This window comes from Saccharopolyspora sp. 6V (assembly GCF_020176785.1).
In the GTDB taxonomy this organism is placed as follows: domain Bacteria; phylum Actinomycetota; class Actinomycetes; order Mycobacteriales; family Pseudonocardiaceae; genus Saccharopolyspora_C; species Saccharopolyspora_C gregorii.
On the sequence record NZ_JAIUKB010000026.1, the window covers coordinates 1 to 17,448 of the forward strand.

Annotated in this window: 16 protein-coding genes; 2 read left to right on the plus strand and 14 right to left on the minus strand. The window is 71.7% G+C overall.

The window, feature by feature from the left end; all coding sequences use genetic code 11:
- The first annotated feature begins 304 nt into the window (after positions 1 to 304).
- Positions 305 to 1,129: an SAM-dependent methyltransferase gene (locus LCD35_RS05955; protein WP_224958910.1), complete on the plus strand. Its 825-nt coding sequence runs from the start codon at positions 305 to 307 to the stop codon at positions 1,127 to 1,129.
- A 42-nt stretch (positions 1,130 to 1,171) separates the two neighbouring features.
- Here LCD35_RS05955 and LCD35_RS05960 read toward each other — a convergent pair whose 3' ends face one another.
- The 10 genes from LCD35_RS05960 to eno form a co-directional block, all read right to left on the minus strand.
- On the minus strand, positions 1,172 to 2,173 hold the full coding sequence (locus tag LCD35_RS05960; RefSeq protein WP_224958908.1) for an ABC transporter ATP-binding protein: 1,002 nt from the start codon (positions 2,171 to 2,173) through the stop codon (positions 1,172 to 1,174).
- A complete protein-coding gene (locus LCD35_RS05965) occupies positions 2,166 to 3,170 on the minus strand; it encodes an ABC transporter ATP-binding protein (RefSeq protein ID WP_224958906.1) in 1,005 nt (334 codons plus the stop codon). The genes LCD35_RS05960 and LCD35_RS05965 overlap by 8 nt, the downstream gene beginning before the upstream one ends.
- A gap of 10 nt (positions 3,171 to 3,180) precedes the next feature.
- Positions 3,181 to 4,131, minus strand: a complete 951-nt coding sequence (locus LCD35_RS05970; protein WP_373689986.1) for an ABC transporter permease — start codon at positions 4,129 to 4,131, stop codon at positions 3,181 to 3,183.
- A complete protein-coding gene (locus LCD35_RS05975; RefSeq protein WP_224958904.1) occupies positions 4,124 to 5,050 on the minus strand; it encodes an ABC transporter permease in 927 nt (308 codons plus the stop codon). Before LCD35_RS05975 ends, LCD35_RS05970 begins: the two co-directional genes overlap by 8 nt.
- 75 nt (positions 5,051 to 5,125) lie before the next feature.
- Positions 5,126 to 6,763, minus strand: a complete 1,638-nt coding sequence (locus LCD35_RS05980) for an ABC transporter substrate-binding protein (RefSeq protein ID WP_224966305.1) — start codon at positions 6,761 to 6,763, stop codon at positions 5,126 to 5,128.
- Between the two features lie 206 nt (positions 6,764 to 6,969).
- Complete coding sequence (locus tag LCD35_RS05985; RefSeq protein WP_225043884.1) at positions 6,970 to 7,923, minus strand: Ppx/GppA phosphatase family protein; 954 nt, start codon at positions 7,921 to 7,923, stop codon at positions 6,970 to 6,972.
- A 235-nt stretch (positions 7,924 to 8,158) separates the two neighbouring features.
- Positions 8,159 to 9,871, minus strand: coding sequence for a lytic transglycosylase domain-containing protein (locus LCD35_RS05990; RefSeq protein WP_224958901.1), 1,713 nt, complete (start codon positions 9,869 to 9,871; stop codon positions 8,159 to 8,161).
- Positions 9,872 to 10,187: 316 nt separating this feature from the next.
- A complete protein-coding gene (locus tag LCD35_RS05995) occupies positions 10,188 to 10,685 on the minus strand; it encodes a DUF501 domain-containing protein (RefSeq protein WP_224958900.1) in 498 nt (165 codons plus the stop codon).
- A 1-nt stretch (position 10,686) separates the two neighbouring features.
- On the minus strand, positions 10,687 to 11,238 hold the full coding sequence (locus LCD35_RS06000; RefSeq protein ID WP_225043885.1) for a septum formation initiator family protein: 552 nt from the start codon (positions 11,236 to 11,238) through the stop codon (positions 10,687 to 10,689).
- 56 nt (positions 11,239 to 11,294) lie between these two features.
- Positions 11,295 to 12,581 carry a phosphopyruvate hydratase gene (gene eno / locus LCD35_RS06005; RefSeq protein ID WP_224958899.1) on the minus strand — a complete coding sequence of 429 codons (1,287 nt, stop codon included), beginning with the start codon at positions 12,579 to 12,581 and terminating at the stop codon, positions 11,295 to 11,297.
- A 278-nt stretch (positions 12,582 to 12,859) separates the two neighbouring features.
- On the opposite strand from eno, the gene LCD35_RS06010 reads away from it, so the two are divergent.
- Complete coding sequence (locus LCD35_RS06010; RefSeq protein ID WP_224958898.1) at positions 12,860 to 13,237, plus strand: tetratricopeptide repeat protein; 378 nt, start codon at positions 12,860 to 12,862, stop codon at positions 13,235 to 13,237.
- A gap of 10 nt (positions 13,238 to 13,247) precedes the next feature.
- Here the strand turns inward: LCD35_RS06010 and LCD35_RS06015 are convergent, their stop codons facing one another.
- The 4 genes from LCD35_RS06015 to LCD35_RS06030 form a co-directional block, all read right to left on the minus strand.
- Positions 13,248 to 14,066 (minus strand): lytic murein transglycosylase, encoded by an 819-nt coding sequence (locus tag LCD35_RS06015; protein ID WP_224958897.1) that lies wholly within the window; start codon positions 14,064 to 14,066, stop codon positions 13,248 to 13,250.
- 81 nt (positions 14,067 to 14,147) lie between these two features.
- Complete coding sequence (locus LCD35_RS06020; protein WP_225043886.1) at positions 14,148 to 14,960, minus strand: lytic murein transglycosylase; 813 nt, start codon at positions 14,958 to 14,960, stop codon at positions 14,148 to 14,150.
- A 162-nt stretch (positions 14,961 to 15,122) separates the two neighbouring features.
- Entirely contained in the window at positions 15,123 to 16,220 is a 1,098-nt protein-coding gene (locus LCD35_RS06025) for a MazG family protein (RefSeq protein WP_224958618.1), read from the minus strand.
- Between the two features lie 239 nt (positions 16,221 to 16,459).
- Positions 16,460 to 17,389: a SurA N-terminal domain-containing protein gene (locus LCD35_RS06030; protein ID WP_224958617.1), complete on the minus strand. Its 930-nt coding sequence runs from the start codon at positions 17,387 to 17,389 to the stop codon at positions 16,460 to 16,462.
- Positions 17,390 to 17,448: the final 59 nt, after the last annotated feature.

Here is a 17,448-nt window from a genome sequence, read left to right on the forward strand (position 1 = left end):
CACTTTATTACGGCCCCCTCCCCGACCCGCGCCCCGCCGCCCGTGCACGGGGCCAATTCACCCCGCCGGGGCGGCTCGCGGCCCCCCGGGGGCCCGGGCCCCCCCCCCCCGGGCACCCCGGTGCCCGCGCATTCCAGGAATGGCTGATCACCGTGCGTTCGGAATCGGTGACGAATTGCAGCCGGACGTTTCGGTTGTGCATTCCCCTGGTTCTGGCGAGAACCGGTCAGCGCACCTGCGGTTCTGCACTTCGACCGCGGAACGGGCATGGTCAACTTCCGTTCCTTGTTGCAACATCAAAGGCATGGGCGCCAACGAGTACGACCTGTTCCGGAACATGCCCTCGGTGCCCGACACCGATCGCCCGAACTCGGCCCGCATGTACGACTACTACCTCGGCGGCTCCGCGCACTTCGCGATCGACCGCAAGGCGGCCGACGACGCGCTGGAGGTGCTGCCGCAGTCCGCGGTGTACGCGCGGGCGAACCGGGCGTTCCTCGGGCGGGTGGTGCGGTTCCTGCTCTCGGAGGGCGTCGACCAGTTCCTCGACCTGGGTTCCGGCATCCCCACCGTGGGCAACGTGCACGAGATCGCGCACCGCATCGATCCGTCGACGCGGGTCGCCTACGTCGACCACGAGCCGGTGGCGGTGGCGCACGCCCAGCGGATGCTCACCGGGCAGTCCAACGTGACGATCACCCAGGCCGACGTGCGGGATCCGCAGAGCGTGCTCACCGCGCCCGGGGTGGCCGGGATGCTCGACTTCTCCCGGCCGATCGCGGTGCTGGCCATCGCCATCCTGCCGTTCGTGCCGGACGACGAGGAGGTGCACCGGCTCGTCGCCAGCTACCGGGAGGCGAGCGCTCCGGGCAGCTGGATCGCGATCTCGCACATCTCGCAGGTGTCCGCCACCGACGAGCAGGTGCGGGTGGCGCACGAGGTGATGGCGCGGACGCCGACCCCGGTGCTGTGGCGCGACCGGGACAGCGTGCTGAGCCTGTTCGACGGGTACGTCCTGGCCGATCCGGGGCTGGTGCTCTCGCCGCTGTGGCGCCCCGATTCGCAGATCAGCTTCGGCGAGGCGGGGCAGGCGAACGCCTACGGCGGGGTGGGTCGGCTCGACGCGTGAGCGCGCGCCCCGCCCTGAGCCGGGCGGGGCGCGCTCGCGCGATCAAGCGACGACGTGCGGCCGTTCCTCCGCGAAGTGGCAGGCCGCCGGGTGTTCGCCCAGCCGCACCTCCAGCTCCGGCGCGCTCTCCGCACAGATGTCCTGCGCCTTCCAGCACCGGGTGCGGAAGCGGCAGCCCGACGGCGGGTTCGCCGGGCTCGGCACGTCCCCGGTCAGCCGGATGACCTCGCGCTTGCCGCGCAACGTCGGGTCCGGCACCGGGACCGAGGACAGCAGCGCCTGCGTGTACGGGTGCTGCGGATGCTCGTAGATCTGCTCGTCGGTGCCGATCTCCACCATCTTGCCCAGGTACATCACGCCGACCCGGTCCGACAGGTGCCGCACCACGCCCAGGTCGTGGGCGATGAACACGTACGAGAGGCCGAACTCCTGCTGCAGCTCGCCCAGCAGGTTCATCACCTGCGCCTGGATCGACACGTCCAGCGCCGACACCGGCTCGTCGCAGACGATCACCTTCGGACGCAGCGCCAGCGCCCGCGCGATGCCGATGCGCTGCCGCTGGCCGCCGGAGAACTGGTGCGGGTAGCGCTGCAGGTGCTCGGGGTTGAGCCCCACCACCTCCAGCAGTTCCTGCACCTTGCGCTGCCGGTCGCCCTTCGGCGCCACCTCGGGGTGGATCTCGAAGGGTTCGCCGATGATGTCGCCGACGGTGCGACGCGGATTCAGCGACGTGTACGGGTCCTGCAGCACGATCTGCATGTCGCGGCGCAGCTTGCGCAGCTCGGCGCCGCGCATCTTGAACATGTCGCGGCCTTCGAAGGTGGCGGAGCCGCTGGTCGGCATTTCCAGCCGCATCAGCACCTGCGCCAGCGTGGACTTCCCGCAGCCGGATTCGCCGACGATGCCGAGCGTCTCGCCCTTGTTCAGGTCGAACGAGACGCCGTCCACGGCGCGCACCTGCCCGACGGTGCGCTGGAAGACGATGCCGCGGTTGATCGGGAAGTGCTTGACCAGGTCCCGCACTTCGAGGATCGGCTCACTCACTGGTCATCAGCTCCTCGGCGAAGTGGCAGGCGCTGGTCCGGCCGCCCCCGAGCAGGTGCTGCTCGGGAACCTGCTCCTGGCAGCGGTCCTGGGCGCGCGGGCAGCGCGGGTGGAACGGGCAGCCGCTGGGGATCTTCATCAGGTTCGGCGGCAGGCCCTTGATCGTGTCCAGGTCCTGGCCCTTCAGGTCCAGGCGCGGGATCGACCGCATCAACCCCTCGGTGTAGGGGTGCCCGGGCTGCGCGTAGAGGCTGTAGGCGTCGGCGGCCTCGACGATGCGGCCCGCGTACATCACCACGATCCGGTCCGCGACCTCCGCGACCACGCCGAGGTCGTGGGTGATGAGGATCAGGCCCATCCCCCGCTCGCGGCGCAGCTCGTCGAGCAGGTCCATGATCTGGGCCTGCACTGTCACGTCCAGCGCGGTGGTCGGTTCGTCGGCGATGAGCAGCTTCGGGTCCAGCGCCAGCGACATCGCGATCATCGCCCGCTGCCGCATGCCGCCGGAGAACTGGTGCGGGTACTCCTTCACCCGCTGCTTCGCGTTCGGGATCTTCACCATGTCCAGCAGTTCCACGGCGCGGGCGGTGGCGTCCTTGCGGGACATGCCGCGCCGCAGCCGCAGCTGCTCGGCGATCTGGAAGCCGACGGTGAACACCGGGTTCAGCGCCGACAGCGCGTCCTGGAAGATCATCGCCATCGAGTCGCCGCGCAGCTCGCGCCGACGGGCGTCGGTGGCGGTGAGCAGGTCCTCGCCGTCGTAGCGGATGGCGCCGCCGGTGATGAAGCCCGGCGGGGTGTCCAGGATGCCCATCACGGTCTGGGCGGTGACGCTCTTACCGGAGCCGGATTCGCCCAGCACGGCCAGCGTCTCGCCGGGGTCGACGTGGTAGCTGACGCCGTTGAGCACCTTCGCGACGCCGTCGCGGGTGCGGAACTCCACGTGCAGGTCCTCGACGTCGAGCAGCCGCCCTGCCTTCTCGTCCTTGTCGGACACAGCGGTCCTCCTACTTCTGCTTCGGGTCGAGCGCGTCGCGGACAGCGTCACCGAGCATCACGAACGCCAGCACGGTGACCACCAGGAACCCGGCGGGGAACAGCAGCAGGTGCGGGGCGGTCTCGATGTAGTCGCGGGAGTCCGCGATCATCACGCCCCAGGACACCACCGGGTACTTCAGCCCGAGGCCCAGGTAGGACAACGTGGCCTCGGCGCCGATGAACCCGCCGAGCGCGATCGTGGCGTACACCAGCACCGGCGCGAGGCAGTTCGGCAGCATGTGCCGCAGGATGATCCGCGACGGCTTCGCCCCCAGGGCGCGCGCCGCCTTCACGTAGTCCTGCTGCTTCGCCGAGATCGCCGCGGACCGCATGATGCGCATCGCGATCGGCCAGGACAGCGCCGCGATCGACCCCACCACCTGCAGGATCACCCGGGTTCCGCTGGGGATGTCACCGGGCTGGTTGAAGGTGGTCAGGATGACGATGGCGCCGAGCACGAACGGCAGGCCGAGGAAGATCTCGGAGAACCGGGACAGCAGGTTGTCCAGCCAGCCGCCGTAGTAGCCGCCGATGATGCCGACGACGGAGCCGATCAGCACCGTGCCCAGCGTCGCGAGCACGCCGACCGCGATGGACGCGCGGGCGCCGTAGACGGCGCGCGCGTAGATGTCCCGCCCCTGCACGTCGTAGCCGAACCAGGCGTCCGCGGACGGGCCCTGCCGCGCGTTGGTCAGGATCGCGTTGTTCGGGTCGGCGGAGGTGAACAGCTGCGGGAAGGCGACCATCAGCAGCAGCACGAAGATGATCGCCGAGGAGATCAGGAACAGCGGCCTGCGGCGCAGGTCCCGCCAGGCGTCGGCCCACAGGCCGCGCGGCTTCTCGGGCTTGATCTCGTGGGCCGCCATCGGGTCGGTCCCGGATTGCGTGGTGGTGACGACAGTGGCAGTCGGTTCAGTCATATCGAATCCTCGGGTCCAGGACCGCGTACAGGATGTCCACCAGGAGGTTCATCAGCAGGTAGACCAGCACCAGCAGCGTGACGATGCCGGTGACGGTCATGCCTTCCTTGGTGAGGATGGCCTTGTAGACCAGCCCGCCGATGCCCCGGATGTTGAACACGCCTTCGGTGACGATGGCCCCGCCCATGAGCGCACCCAGGTCGGTGCCCAGGAAGGTGATCACCGGGATCATCGAGTTCCGCAGCAGGTGCACGCCGACGACGCGGCGCGGTTCCAGACCCTTCGCGTAGGCCGTGCGCACGTAGTCGGCGCGCTTGTTCTCCATCATGCTCGTCCTGGTCAGCCTGGCCACGTAGGCCATCGACAAGCTGCCGAGCACGAAGCCCGGTACGAGCAGCTCGCCGAACGTGGGGTCCGACCCGACGGATGTCTTGATCAACCCCAGTTCGGTGCCCAGCCACACCTTCAGCACGAACCCGGTGACGAACACCGGCAGCGAGATCAGGAACAGCGTGGAGACCAGCACCAGGCTGTCCAGGAACCCCTTGCCGCGCAGGCCGGTGACGATGCCGGCCAGGACGCCGATGACGGCCTCGATGACCAGCGCCACCAGGGCCAGCCGCACGGTGGTCGGGTAGGCGTTGGCGATCAGCTGGGAGATCTGGACGCCGTTGTAGGTCTCGCCGAAGTCCCCGCTGAACAGCTGCGCGAGGTACTTGAAGTACTGCACGACGAGCGGGTCGTCCAGGTTGAACTGCTCCGTCATCTCCTTGACGTACGACTCCGGGCAGGGCCGCTCACCGCACTTGCCGGCGAACGGATCACCCGGGACGGCCCACACCATCGCGTAGATGAGGAATGTGGTGCCGATGAAAACTGGGATCAACTGCAACAGCCGTCGCAGTACGTAACGTCCCACCGGTCCTCCTGTGCACGAAGAACGCGGCCCGGCCCCCCCCGTGCGTTCCGGGGCGAGCCGGGCGCCTCGCTCTGCTTACTGCTGCTTCAGCGTCACCGACGTCAGGTCCAGCTTGCGGAACGGCGTCGCCTTCGCTTCGGCCAGCCGCTCGGTGGAGAAACCGGCCTGGACCGGCTGGGTCCACAGCGGGATCACCGGCATGTCGTTGGCCAGCAGCTTCTCCGCGTCCGCGTAGAGCTTGTTGGCCGCTTCCACGTTCGGCGCGGCGTTGGCCTTGTCCAGCGCGGCGTCGAAGGCCGGGTTGGAGTACTCGCCGTCGTTCGAGGACGCACCGGTGCGGTACAGCTGCGTCAGGAACGTCTCGATGTTCGGGTAGTCCGCGACCCAGCCGGTGCGGTACATGCCGGTGAACTCGCGGGCGTTGGCCTGGCGGCGGAACTCGCTGAAGGTGGGGGTCGGCGTGTACTGCACGTCGATGCCCAGGTTCTGGCGGATGCTGGACGCGACCGCCTCGGACCACTCGTTGTGGCCGCCGTCGCCGTTGGTGATGATCGTCAGCGTGCCGTCGAACCCGCCGGCCTTGGCCAGCAGCTGCTTGGCCTTCTCCGGGTTGAACGTGCAGTACTCGCCGCACTGGCCGGGCACGAAGCCCTCGACCGACGGGGAGGTCCAGCCGTCGGCGGGCTGGCGGCTGCCGGCGAAGATCTGCTGGGTGATCGTCGGGCGGTCGATCGCCATCGAGATCGCCTTGCGCAGGTCCGGGTTCTTGAAGCGCTCGTCGTAGAGCGGGAACGCGATGTTCTGGGTCAGCAGACCCGGCTTCTCCTGGGCACCTTCGCCGAGGTCGGCGCGCCACTTGTCACCGGTGAGCGCCGAGACCGGCACCTGGCGGATGAAGTCGAGGTTGCCCGAGACCAGGTCCTGGTAGGCGGTGTCGAGCTCGTCGTAGACCTTGAACTCGACCGCGCCGACCTTGGCCTTGTCCTCGCCCTTGAACTCGTCGTAGCGGGTGACGGTGAGGCTCTCGTTCGGCGACCGGGAGTCGAACTTGAACGGGCCGTTGCCGATCGGCTTGTCCTCGAACCCGTCCTTGTCGGTGTAGAACACCTCGGGCAGCGGGTAGAACGCCGAGTAGCCCAGCATGGTCGGGAAGATCGCCAGCGGGGCCTTGAGCTCGACCTGGAACGTGTTCGGGTCGAGGACCTTCAGCCCGGACATCGTCTCGGCGGTCGGCTTCGGGGCCTCCTGCGGGCCGCTCGCGCCGTCCGGGTCCGCGGGGTTGACGTCGTCGTAGCCCTTGATCTGCTCGAAGAAGCTCGCGCCCTGCTGCCCGTTCGGGCCGTAGGCGGTGTAGTTCCAGGCCTTGACGAAGCTGTCGGCGGTGACGGGGGACCCGTCGTGGAACGTCCAGCCCGGCTTGATCTTGATGGTGAACGACTTGTTGTCAGGCGAAGGAGTGATCTGCTCCGCCATCTCGTTGCTCACCGAAGCGTCGTCCGGCGAGTACTTGACCAAGCCGGAGAAGATCGAGTCGATGACGTTGCCGCCGTTGACCTCGGTGGTGTTGCCGGGGATCAACGGGTTCTCCGGCTCGCCCCACTCGACGGTGACCGTGTCCGCCGACGCCGAACTCCCGCCGCCACCGCAGCCGGAGGCCAGCAAGGCCACCGCCAGCGGGGCCGCCAGCATCGCGGCCAGACGTCCCTTTCGCATGCGTCCTCCCACTTCCCACGCGCGCCCCTGCGAGGATTTCTCGGGGTCACACCTCGCGGCGACGATGTTCACCACCGCGATAGATGAGCGTAAACATAAATGAGAAACCCCCACCCGCAGTGCCCCGTCACAAATCCGTCACTTTCTGGTTCGATCCAGAAACCAACCTATCCACACGCCGGAGGCGATCGACCACACTCTGAGAACTAGCTGATAGACAGGGCGATCCCGTCCAGGATGTCGTGCTCGGACACCGCGACCGCATCGATCCGGGCGCGCTCGGCCAGCTCGTCGGCGAGGACCTTGACGACGAGCGCACCACCACTGATCACGTCGACCCGACCCGGGTGCATGGAACCGATCGCAGCGCGTTCTTCATGAGTCATCGCCAACAGCTCCGAAGTCGTTTCTCCGAGCTGTTTCTGGGATAAACGGGAAAGGTGAATTGCCGCGGGATCGTAAACCGGCAAGTTCTGCGCCACCGCGGACAGCGTGGTCACCGTTCCGGCGACTCCGACCCAGGTCCGGGCGCCGGAGGCGTCCACCGCGGCGAACGCCTCGTCCAGGATGCCGCGAGCGACCCGCTCGGCCTCGGCGACGTCCGCCGCGGATGGCGGGTCGGTGTGCAGGCAGCGCTCGGTGAGCCGCACGCAGCCGACGTCGGCGGAGAAGGCCGCGTCGATCCGGGCCTGCGCGCCGTCCCAGCTCCCCACGACGAGCTCGGTGGAGCCACCCCCCACGTCGGTGACCACGAACGGGCCGTCGGCGGGGTCGAAGTCACCGACCGCACCGATGAACGACAGGCGCGCCTCCTCGTCCCCGGTGATCACCTCGGCGTCGACGCCGATGGTCTCGCGCACCATCGCGAAGAAGACGTCCCGGTTCGCGGCGTCGCGGGTCGCCGAGGTCGCCACCATCCGGATCCGCTCCACGCCCTTGCGGCGCGCGATGGCCGCGTAGTCGACGAGCGCCGCCCGGGTGCGCTCCAGCGCTTCCTCGGCGAGCCGGCCGGTGGCGTCGACGCCCTGGCCGAGCCGGACCACCCGCATCTCGCGGTGCACGTCGCGCAGGTCGCGGACGCCGTCGGAGCTCGCGGTCACGTCGGCCACCAGCAGCCGGATCGAATTCGTCCCGCAGTCGATCGCGGCCACCCTGGACATGGGCTTCTCCTCGCTCTGGTCGGTGCTCCGGAGCGATTGCCCCGTTCCTCGATCGGCGACCACGCTAGCGGCTGCCGGGGAACGGTTCGGCGCGGACTCACCGGCGGCGTGTCGGCGCAACCCGGGACGGCGGACCGGCACCGGCCGGGTGAACGACTTCCGCCGCCGGTCAGGCGGTGCGGACCGACCGGTACACCCTCGGGCGAGATTCGAGCTCACTCACCTGATCGGATGATCATGGGCGGGGCTTGAAGTCGGCGGGCACCTCGCACGCCTGCAGCGGACCGGTGGACGCGGGCCGCACGAGCACGACCTCGCCGGGCTTCGCCTCCCCCGGATCGCTCGTGCCCGCCTCCAGCCGAGGGGCGGCGGTCTCCCCGCCGCGCAGGACGAACCGGCCTTCGTCGAGCGCGCCGACCTCGCACGGGTCCAGGACGCCCGCGGCCTCCGGGAACGTCGAGGAGACCGGGGTGCTCGGTTCGGTCGGGTCGGTGCTCGGCCGGGAGGTCGGCTCCGAGGTCGCGGACCCGGGCGGGCGCGGTCCGGCCGTGGGTCGCCCTGGGTCGGCGGACGGCGGGGCGGTGCTCGACGGGACCTCGTCCGGGTTCGAGGGCTCCCCCGTCGCGGACGGCCGGGACGGCTCCTCGCTGGACGGCTGGGCGCCGGAGGTCGGGCCGGGGTCGCTCGGTTCCTCCGACGCCGGGGCACCGGGTTCCGTCGGGGTCGGACCGGCGGACGGCGGCGCATCGGACGGCGGGGCGTCCGAAGGCGGCCGGTCCGAAGGCGGCTGATCCGCAGGCGGGACCGAACCGGACGTCGGCGGGGCGGACGGGTCCTCCGGGTCCGAGCTCTCCGCGGGCGCGGGTGCGGGCGAGGTCGCACCGTCCTCCGGCGCCGGCTCGTCCGGCCGCCCCGGTTCCGGCGGTGCGTCCGCACCGGGGTCCGCGGTCGACGCCCCCGGCCAGGTGGGCCGCGCGGCCTCGTCCGGCGCGGGCGGCGCGCCGGGTGACGGCGGGGTCAGTGCCGACGCGCCCGAGCCGGGCTCCGGCGGCGCGGCGATCACCTGCTCCGGCCGGGCCGCGGGCAACCTGCTGCCCGCGAGCACGTCGCGCCCGTCGGGTTCCGGCAGCGGCTCCACCGGCTGCGGGAACGCGCCGTCCGCGTAGGCGTCGGCCCAGGTCAGCACCGTGCGCACGTAGTCGTCGGAGTGGTTGTAGCGGAACACCGCCTCCGCCAGCGCCCGCCGTTCCCGCAGGTCTCCACCGGCGCTGCACAGGTAGGCGCCCGCGGTGGCCGCCGCGTCGTGCACGTTGTGCGGGCTGAGCTCGCCGTCGTCGTTGCCGTCGAGGGCGTACTCGTTCCAAGTGCCGGGGATGAACTGCATGGCGCCGACGGCGCGGTCCCACACCGGGTCGCCGTCCAGGCTGCCGCCGTCGGTGTCCGGGATGGCGGCGACGCCGGGTCCGCCGCTGAGCCGGGGCCCGAGGATCGCGGAGAGGGCGTTGCCGTCGACGTCGACCTCGCCTCCGCGGGCGTGCGCGGATTCGATGCGGCCGATGGAGGCGAGCACCGACCAGTGCACGCCGCAGCCCGGGTGCGTGCCGACGAGCCGGTCGGCGGCACCGACGTAGGCGGCCATCATCGGCTCGGGGATGTCGAGTCGTCCGCTGGGCTGGTCGTCCGGCGGACCGGGCAGGCGCTGCGGCCGGCCCGCGAGGTCGAGCAGTTCGGTGCTGGGTTCGCGGGTCTGCGGCAGGTGCCCGCTGGCTCCGTAGAGCCCGCTGTCCGGGGCGGATTCGGCGCGCCCGTCGCGCACGGTCGGCGGCGGCAGCGAGAGCAGGGTGCTGGAGGCGGCGACGAGGAGCAGCGTGGGGGTGAGCGCGGTCGCGGCGCGCCACCGGCGCCGGTTCCGGCGGCGAGCGGTGGGACGGGTGTTGCGAACTGCCACGGTGCCTCCAGCCCCCACGAGATCGTCCGCGCTCGGGGCATCGCCACCGGCGCTGGATCCGTCACCACGGTGGCACGAAGCGGCGCGTCACGACTCTTGCGCTCACTCCATCGAGTGGCATTAATAGCAGATTCGATCATGCTCTGTGATCAAGCCAGCTGATCGAACACGATGGAGTCGATCTCCGCAGGCCGAGGCCCCGCCGCACGCGGTTCCGCCGGCACTGCGCGAGAGGCACCACCCCAGGAGTGAGTGCTCCGGCGACGCGCGCCGCCGCCCCGCGACCGCAGCGGGCCGGGCGACGACGCGCAACCGATCAGTCCGCGGGCTCGGGCGCCTTCTCCGGCCAGCGGCGCTCGATGATCTCCAGCGCCTCGTCGCCGAACGGGTTCACCCCGGGCCCCGTGGCCAGCGAGTGCGCCACGTGGACGTGCAGGCACTTCACCCGGTCCGGCATGCCGCCCGCCGTGACCCGGGTGCCCAGCGACTCGATCGCGTCCCGCTCCGCCAGGTAGGACTCGTGCGCGGCGCGGTAGCGCTCCGCCAGCTCCGGGTCCGCGGCGAGCCGGTCCTGCATCTCACGCATCAACCCCTCGGCCTCCAGCGTGGAGCAGTGCGCCACCAGCCGCGGCGAGGTCAAGTAGTACAGGGTCGGGAACGGCGTGCCGTCCTCCAGGCGCGGGTGCGTCTGCACCACGGCCGGCTCCCCCGCCGCGTCGCGCGCCGCCACCGCGCGCAGCCCGCGCGGCGGTCGGCCCAGCTGGCGGGCGATGCTGTCGCGGTCGCTCGCGGCGACCGCCGAAGTGTTGCTCACGTCAGTTCCCTGTCAGCGACTTCCACAGATCCGAGTACCAGGCGCCGTCCTCCTCCGGTTCCGGCGCCGTGGGCGGCGTGGCCGGTCGGCCGGGCAGGTCCACGATGTACGGCGTCTCCCCGGGCCGCACGTACCCCAGCCGGGAGCGGGCCTCGGCCTCCACCCGCTCCGGGTCGGAAAGCTGCGCCTTGCGCAGTTCCAGTTCGCGCACCTGCTGGACGAGCTCGGTGCGCTGCTGCTCCTGCGCGGCGAGTTCACCGCGCTGGCTCAGGTAGGTGCGCAGCGGCACGGACACGCTCAGCGCCATCGCGCACAGCAGCAGCGCCAGCAGCGCCGCCCGCCGCGTCGAGGAGAGCTTGAACGCGCCCGCGGTCTCCGAGCGGGATCCGGTCTTCGACCGCGGGCCGGGACCCGACTGGGCTCCCGCCCGCGTCCCGGACCGCTTCGCGGTGGTCTGCGCCTCCGAACGGCGGCGCGCACCGTTCCCGCGCGTCGACGAGGAACCGTCCCCGCGACGGCGCTGCTGTCGATCAGAAGATCGCCCGCTCGGCATCGTCCGCACCCGTCGTCGTGGTCACCCGGCCTCGCGGACCGCTGGTGACCAGGATGTCACGCCTCCAGGTTGAGCCGCGGGAAAGCCAGCTCACCCGCGTAGCGGGCGGCGTCCCCGAGCGCTTCCTCGATGCGCAGCAGCTGGTTGTACTTGGCGACCCGCTCGCTGCGCGCCGGGGCACCGGTCTTGATCTGGCCGCAGCCGGTGGCCACCGCGAGGTCGGCGATCGTGGTGTCCTCGGTCTCGCCGGAGCGGTGGCTCATCATGCTCTTGTAGCCGCAGGAGTTCGCCAGGTTCACCGCGTCCAGCGTCTCGGACAGGGTGCCGATCTGGTTGACCTTCACCAGCAGCGCGTTGCCCGCGCGGCGGTTGATGCCCTCTTCGAGGCGCTCCGGGTTGGTGACGAACAGGTCGTCGCCGACCAGCTGCACCCGCTCGCCGAGCTCGCTGGTCAGCTGCACCCAGCCGTCCCAGTCGTCCTCGCCCAGCGGGTCCTCGATGGAGACCAGCGGGTAGTTGTCGAGCAGCTCGGTGTAGTAGCCGGTCATCTGCTCGGCGCTGCGCTTGGCCTTCTCGAAGGTGTAGGCGCCGTCCTCGAAGAACTCGGTGGCGGCGACGTCCAGCGCGAGCACGATGTCGGTGCCCAGCTTGAACCCGGCCTTGTCCACGGCCACCGCGATGAGGTCGAGGGCCTCGCGGTTGTTCGGCAGGTCGGGGGCGAAGCCGCCCTCGTCACCGAGCCCGGTGGGCAGGCCCTTGGCCTTGAGCACCGACTTCAGCGCGTGGTAAGTCTCCGCACCCCAGCGCAGCGCGTCGGAGAAGGAGTCCGCACCCACCGGCGCGATCATGAACTCCTGCACGTCCACCCCGGTGTCGGCGTGGGCGCCACCGTTGAGGATGTTCATCATCGGCACCGGCAGCACGTGCGCGTTGGGGCCGCCGACGTAGCGGAACAGCTCCAGGCCCGCCGAGTCCGCGGCGGCCTTCGCGACGGCCAGCGAGGCGCCGAGGATGGCGTTGGCACCGAGCCGGGACTTGCCCGGGGTGCCGTCGAGGTCGACGAGCTTCTGGTCGACGACGCGCTGCTCGGTCGCGTCCAGGCCGGCCAGCTCCGGGCCGATCTCGTCGAGGACCGCTTCAACGGCCTTCTCGACGCCCTTGCCGCCGTAGCGCTCGGCGTCGCCGTCCCGCAGCTCGACCGCCTCGTGCTCACCGGTGGAAGCGCCCGACGGGACGGCCGCGCGGGCCAGCGTGCCGTCTTCCAGTGCCACTTCGACCTCGACGGTGGGGTTACCGCGCGAGTCCAGGATCTCGCGGGCGCCGACCTGTTCGATGATCGCCACGTGTGCTCCTAACCAGGGTTTGAGGTATGGGCGGCCCGCCCCGCCTCGCCCGTGCGCGCGAGCGGGCGCCGATCGCCCCACGACCGCCCCCGAGCCTATCGGTGGGCGCGAGGCCGGTGCGGCCGACTTCGCGCACGCCACACCGCGCACGTCCGCCGGAACGGCCGAGATCGCCCCGGTGGCCACGCGCGGTGATCGCCGGCGGCCTGGACGGGCCCCGGTGACATCCGCTCGGCCGTCGAGGAACACCGGGCTCGGCACGTACCGTTGAGCGGACCATGAGCAGCGAAGGCACCGTTGAAGCGTTCCGCCGGGCGGAGAGCCTGGTCGCCCAGCGCCGACCTTGGGAAGCTCTCCGCGCACTGCAACCCGTGCTCGACATCGCCGAGGACAAGCCCTCCGTCCAGCTGCTGCTGGGGAGGGCTTACCTGTTCACCGCCCAGTTTCGCCGGGCCGAGGCCGCGTTCCTGCGGGTGATCGAGCTCGATCCGTCCGACCACTACGCCCGGCTGGTGCTGGGCCGCACCCTGCAGCGGCAGGGACGGCTCCGGGAGGCACGCAGCCAGGTCCAGCTGGCGGCGGTGATGAATCCCGACCCCGCCTACCAGGAGGCGCTGGGCGAGATCAACGCCCGGCTGGCCACCCGCGGCGGCTGAGCCCCGGGGTTCATCCCCGGCGGCTCGCGGCCGCCGAGTAGCTCTCCGCGATCGCGTACACCTTCTGCCCGTACTCCACCGAGTTGTTGTACGACATCACCGCGCCCCACCAGCCGGCGCCGGTGGTCAGGTCGCGCCCGCTGGAGCACAGGTAGCGCGCCGCGGCCATCGCCGCGTCGTCCAGGTTCTGCGGGTCGCCGATCCCGTCGCCGTTGCCGTCGGTGGCCCACTTGCGCCAGGTGGACGGGATGAACTGCATCGGGCCGACCGCCCGGTCGTGCACCGGGTCGCCGTCGAGCGCCCCGCCGTCGGTGTCGCCGATGGCCCGCACGCCGGGAGTGCCGTCCAGCGCCACGCCGATGATCGGGCTGGAGGGCACCGCGTCGTCGCCGAGCACCCGGTTCCCGTAGCGCCCGTGGTTGGACTCGATGCGGCCGATCCCGGCGAGCATGGCCCAGGAGATGCGGCAGCCGGGCTGGTACTGGCGCATCGCCAGGTCCGCGTTGACGTAGGAGATCAGCGCTCGGGACGGCACGTCCGCCGAGGCGGCGACGTGATCGGCCCATTCCCGCACCGGGTCTTCGCCCGCGGGCGCGGACTGCTGCGCGGGCTCGGGGACGAGGGGCGCGGCGGAGCCGGGCAGCACCGGCGCGGGTTCCACCACGACCTGCTCGGGCGGTGGGCCGGCCGCGGGTGCGGCTTCGGGCCGGGTGAGGGTCGAGGCCAACGCGACCCCGGCGCCCATCGTGGCGACGAGGGCCAGCGCCACGGCCAGGCGTCCGACGGCGGCGGCCACTCCGCGCAGCCGGGAGGCGGTCGGGTCGGTCACGCGATCAGGCTACTTGCCGGTAGTCGCGAGAACTAGGAGCGAACACGAATCGACCATCCGCCCCTCGGACCAGGGACTCGATCAGTCGGTGCCGAAGAGGGTGCGGCTGGTCTTGCCGTAGTGGTCCGCGTGGTCGAGCACGTCCTGCCCGTAGTCGTGGCTCTCGTTGTAGTCGAGCAGCGCGACCCAGAACCGGTCCGGGTCCTGCAGGTCGCCGCCGACGGTGCACAGGTACTCGGCGGCGGCGAGCGCGGCGTCGTCGATGTCGTTGGGGTCGGCGACGCCGTCGCCGTCGGCGTCCACGGCCCACCGCTCCCAGGTGGTGGGGATGAACTGGAGGGGCCCGATGGCCCGGTCGAAGACGGGGTCGCCGTCGAGCCTGCCGCCGTCGGTGTCCTCGATGCGCTTGACGCCGTGGCTGCCGTCCAGCGGCAGGCCGATGATCGGGATGGTGGGTCTGCCGGTCTCGTCGAGGCGGGCGCCGCCGTAGCGGCCGTGGCTGGATTCGATGGCGCCGATCCCGGCGAGGGTGGTCCAGCCGAGCCCGCAGCCGGGGTGGCTCTGCGCGACGGCTCCGGCGGCGTAGCCGTAGGCCTGCAGGGCGGCGCGGGGGATGTTGAGCTCGTCGGACATCGATTCGGCCCAGGCGGTGAGCTGCAGCTGGGGCCGTTCCGTGGTGGGCAGCGGCGGGCCGCCTTCGGGCAGCACCCGGACCGGGGGCGGGTCGACGCCGCCGTCGGGGGGCGCCACCGCGGGCGGGGGGACGGCCTGCACGCTGGGTCGGATCTGCTCGGGTTCGCGGTCCGGCTCGGTGCCGCACGAGACGAGCAGTGCGATCATCGGTACCACTCCGGCGAACCGCCACGACCTGCTCGTGCTGAGTTGCTGCGACACGAATGCCCTCCCTCTCCCACTCCAGTGTGCACGTACCGGATCAACACCCGGGAGCGAACCGGACTTTTCGCTCGCCGCCGCGCGGGCACCGCCCGGATCAACGAGTGCGGGGGTGCCGCGGTGCGGGCGGACGGCCGCCTCACCGATTCAGTCCACAGTGGACTAGTTGTGATCGTTCCCGCTGGTCGCACCGCCACGGCTCCAGTAGGAGGCCCACTGCTCCGAGGTGAGCCGGTGCGGATCGTGCCCGTCGGCCCGCGCCGCGGCCTCCGCCGCCCGCACGCGCCCGTCGAAGTCCAGCGCGGCGGCGCGCAGCTCGTCCTCCGGATCACCGCCGTCCAGCCTGGCGCGGGCGACCAGCTCGAACAAGCCCGCCCCCGGTGATCCGGCGGCGGTGAGCAGCTCGCGCGGCACTCCGGCGCGGTCGGCGCGGTTCACCAACTTGGCCGCCAGCGCCGCGGCGGGCTGCCCGGTGGCCACGCCGTCCAGGACGGACTCGCGCTGCTTCTCCCGCTGCTTCAGCTCGTCCCAGCGCAGCTGCTGGGACTCGGCGTCGTGCACCGAACCTGCCTCGGTGAACACCTGCGGGTGCCGGGACACCAGCTTGCCGACCAGGTCGGCGGCGACCTCGTCCACCCCGAACGGTTCCGCGCCGTCCTCGGCCGCGATCCGCGCGTGGAACAGCACCTGCAGCAGCACGTCCCCCAGCTCTTCGCGCAGCGACGCCCGGTCCCGCTGCTCGATCGCGTCCAGCAGCTCGTAGGTCTCCTCCACCAGGTAGCGGCGCAGCGAGTCGTGGTCCTGCTCCGCGTCCCACGGGCAGCCGCCCGGCGAGCGCAGCCGGTCCATCACCGCCACCGCGTCCAGCAGTTCCGCACCCACCGGTGGTTGCGCGCCGAGCAGGACCGCACCCGCTTCCAGCAGCGCCGCCGCCTGCGCCGAGTGCACGTCCGGGGCGAACAGCACCACCGGTTCGCGCTCGGCCCCGGCCAGCAGCTCCGGCACGTCGGGCGTTCCCGGGTCGTCCAACGCGGAGACCGTGGCGGGCGGGAGTCCCGGCACCGCGTGCACCGCGGCGGCGCGGCGCAGCGCGGGCACCGCCGCCGCCGGGATCACGTCCCCGAGGCGGTCGTCCACGAGCACCACCGCCGTCCCGGGCGCCACCGTCCCGAGGTCCGGAAAGCGGGAGGTCGCGCCGGTTCCACCGGAACCGCTGGTGCGGTCGCCGGACCCCGGCGCCGCCGAACGTGCGTTGTGCATGGCGCGATTGTCCCAACCGCGCGGCCGTCCTCCGCCGCAGTGCTCGATCCATGCCGCGGAGGTTGCCGGGGAACCCGCCCGCACCCCCGTCCGACACACCGGCGCATCACCCGGTACGGGTGATCTTCGGCGACTCGCGCCGCGAAGATCACCTGTTCGGCCGCAGCCGGGGCATCGGCACCGCGGCACCCCGCCCGGTCGGCGGTGCGGACGCGGGACGGCGACCGCCCGATCCGCCGTCAGGAACGCGCGCCGGGCAGGACGATCCCGGTGGTCTCGTCCGCGTTCGGCGCCGCCGACAGGCCCAGCTCGTCCCACACGCCGTAGCGCGGGCTCAGCTCGACCCCGACCTGCTGAGCGGTGACCCGCAGCAGCTGGTCGCCCAGGGCCTGCATCTTCATCTCGTCCGCTCCGGCGGCGCTCGGCGCGGGCGGCGGCGGGCCCACCTCGCGGCGCTTGATCCGCACCACCGTCCACTGCCCGGACTGCGGCTGCAGCTCGAACGCCATCGCCGTGCCGGTGCGCGCGCCGAACAGCGGGGTGCCCGCCGCCAGGTCGGGCACGTCGGCGGAGCGCAGCCGCTGGTCGGCGGCGGCACCCGTCCCGGCCTGCCGGTCCTCGGCGACGAGCGCGGCCGATTCCGCGTCACCGCCCGCCATCCGCCGCACCTTCTCCTCGGCTTCGCGGCGGTTCACCGCGGAGGTGACGTCGTAGACGACCGACAACCGGTCCACGTACTTGCGGCCCAGCTCGGCCGCGAGCAGCCGGCTGCGCACCACGTCCTGGATGTCGCTCTCGGTGTAGATCTGGCCCTTGCTGGCGGCCTGCGGACCACCGGCCGAGTCGATGACGTCGGCGACCCGCCGCTCGTCCACGTCCAGGTCCTCGGTCCGCGCGGCCTGCTTCATCAGCTCGCGGCGCACCAGATCGGCGGCCATCCGGCGGCTGAGCTCGCCGAGCATGCCCTGCTCGGACAGCTGCGCCTTCGCCTCGGGCTCCTTGTCCAGGACCGCGCGGTAGCGGCTCTGCACCTCGTTGACCGGGATCCGCGCCTCCCCGACGAACGCCGCGGCGCCCGCCTTGCCCGGTTCGACACCGCAACCGGCGAGCAGTGCGCAGCAGAGCAGGATCAACGCGAGCGGGCGGACCCGGTGCATGGCGGAACTCACAGCGATCACCCTCTCACGAGATCATCGCAGGGTGAAACCTCCGCCCGCCGGGTCCGGCC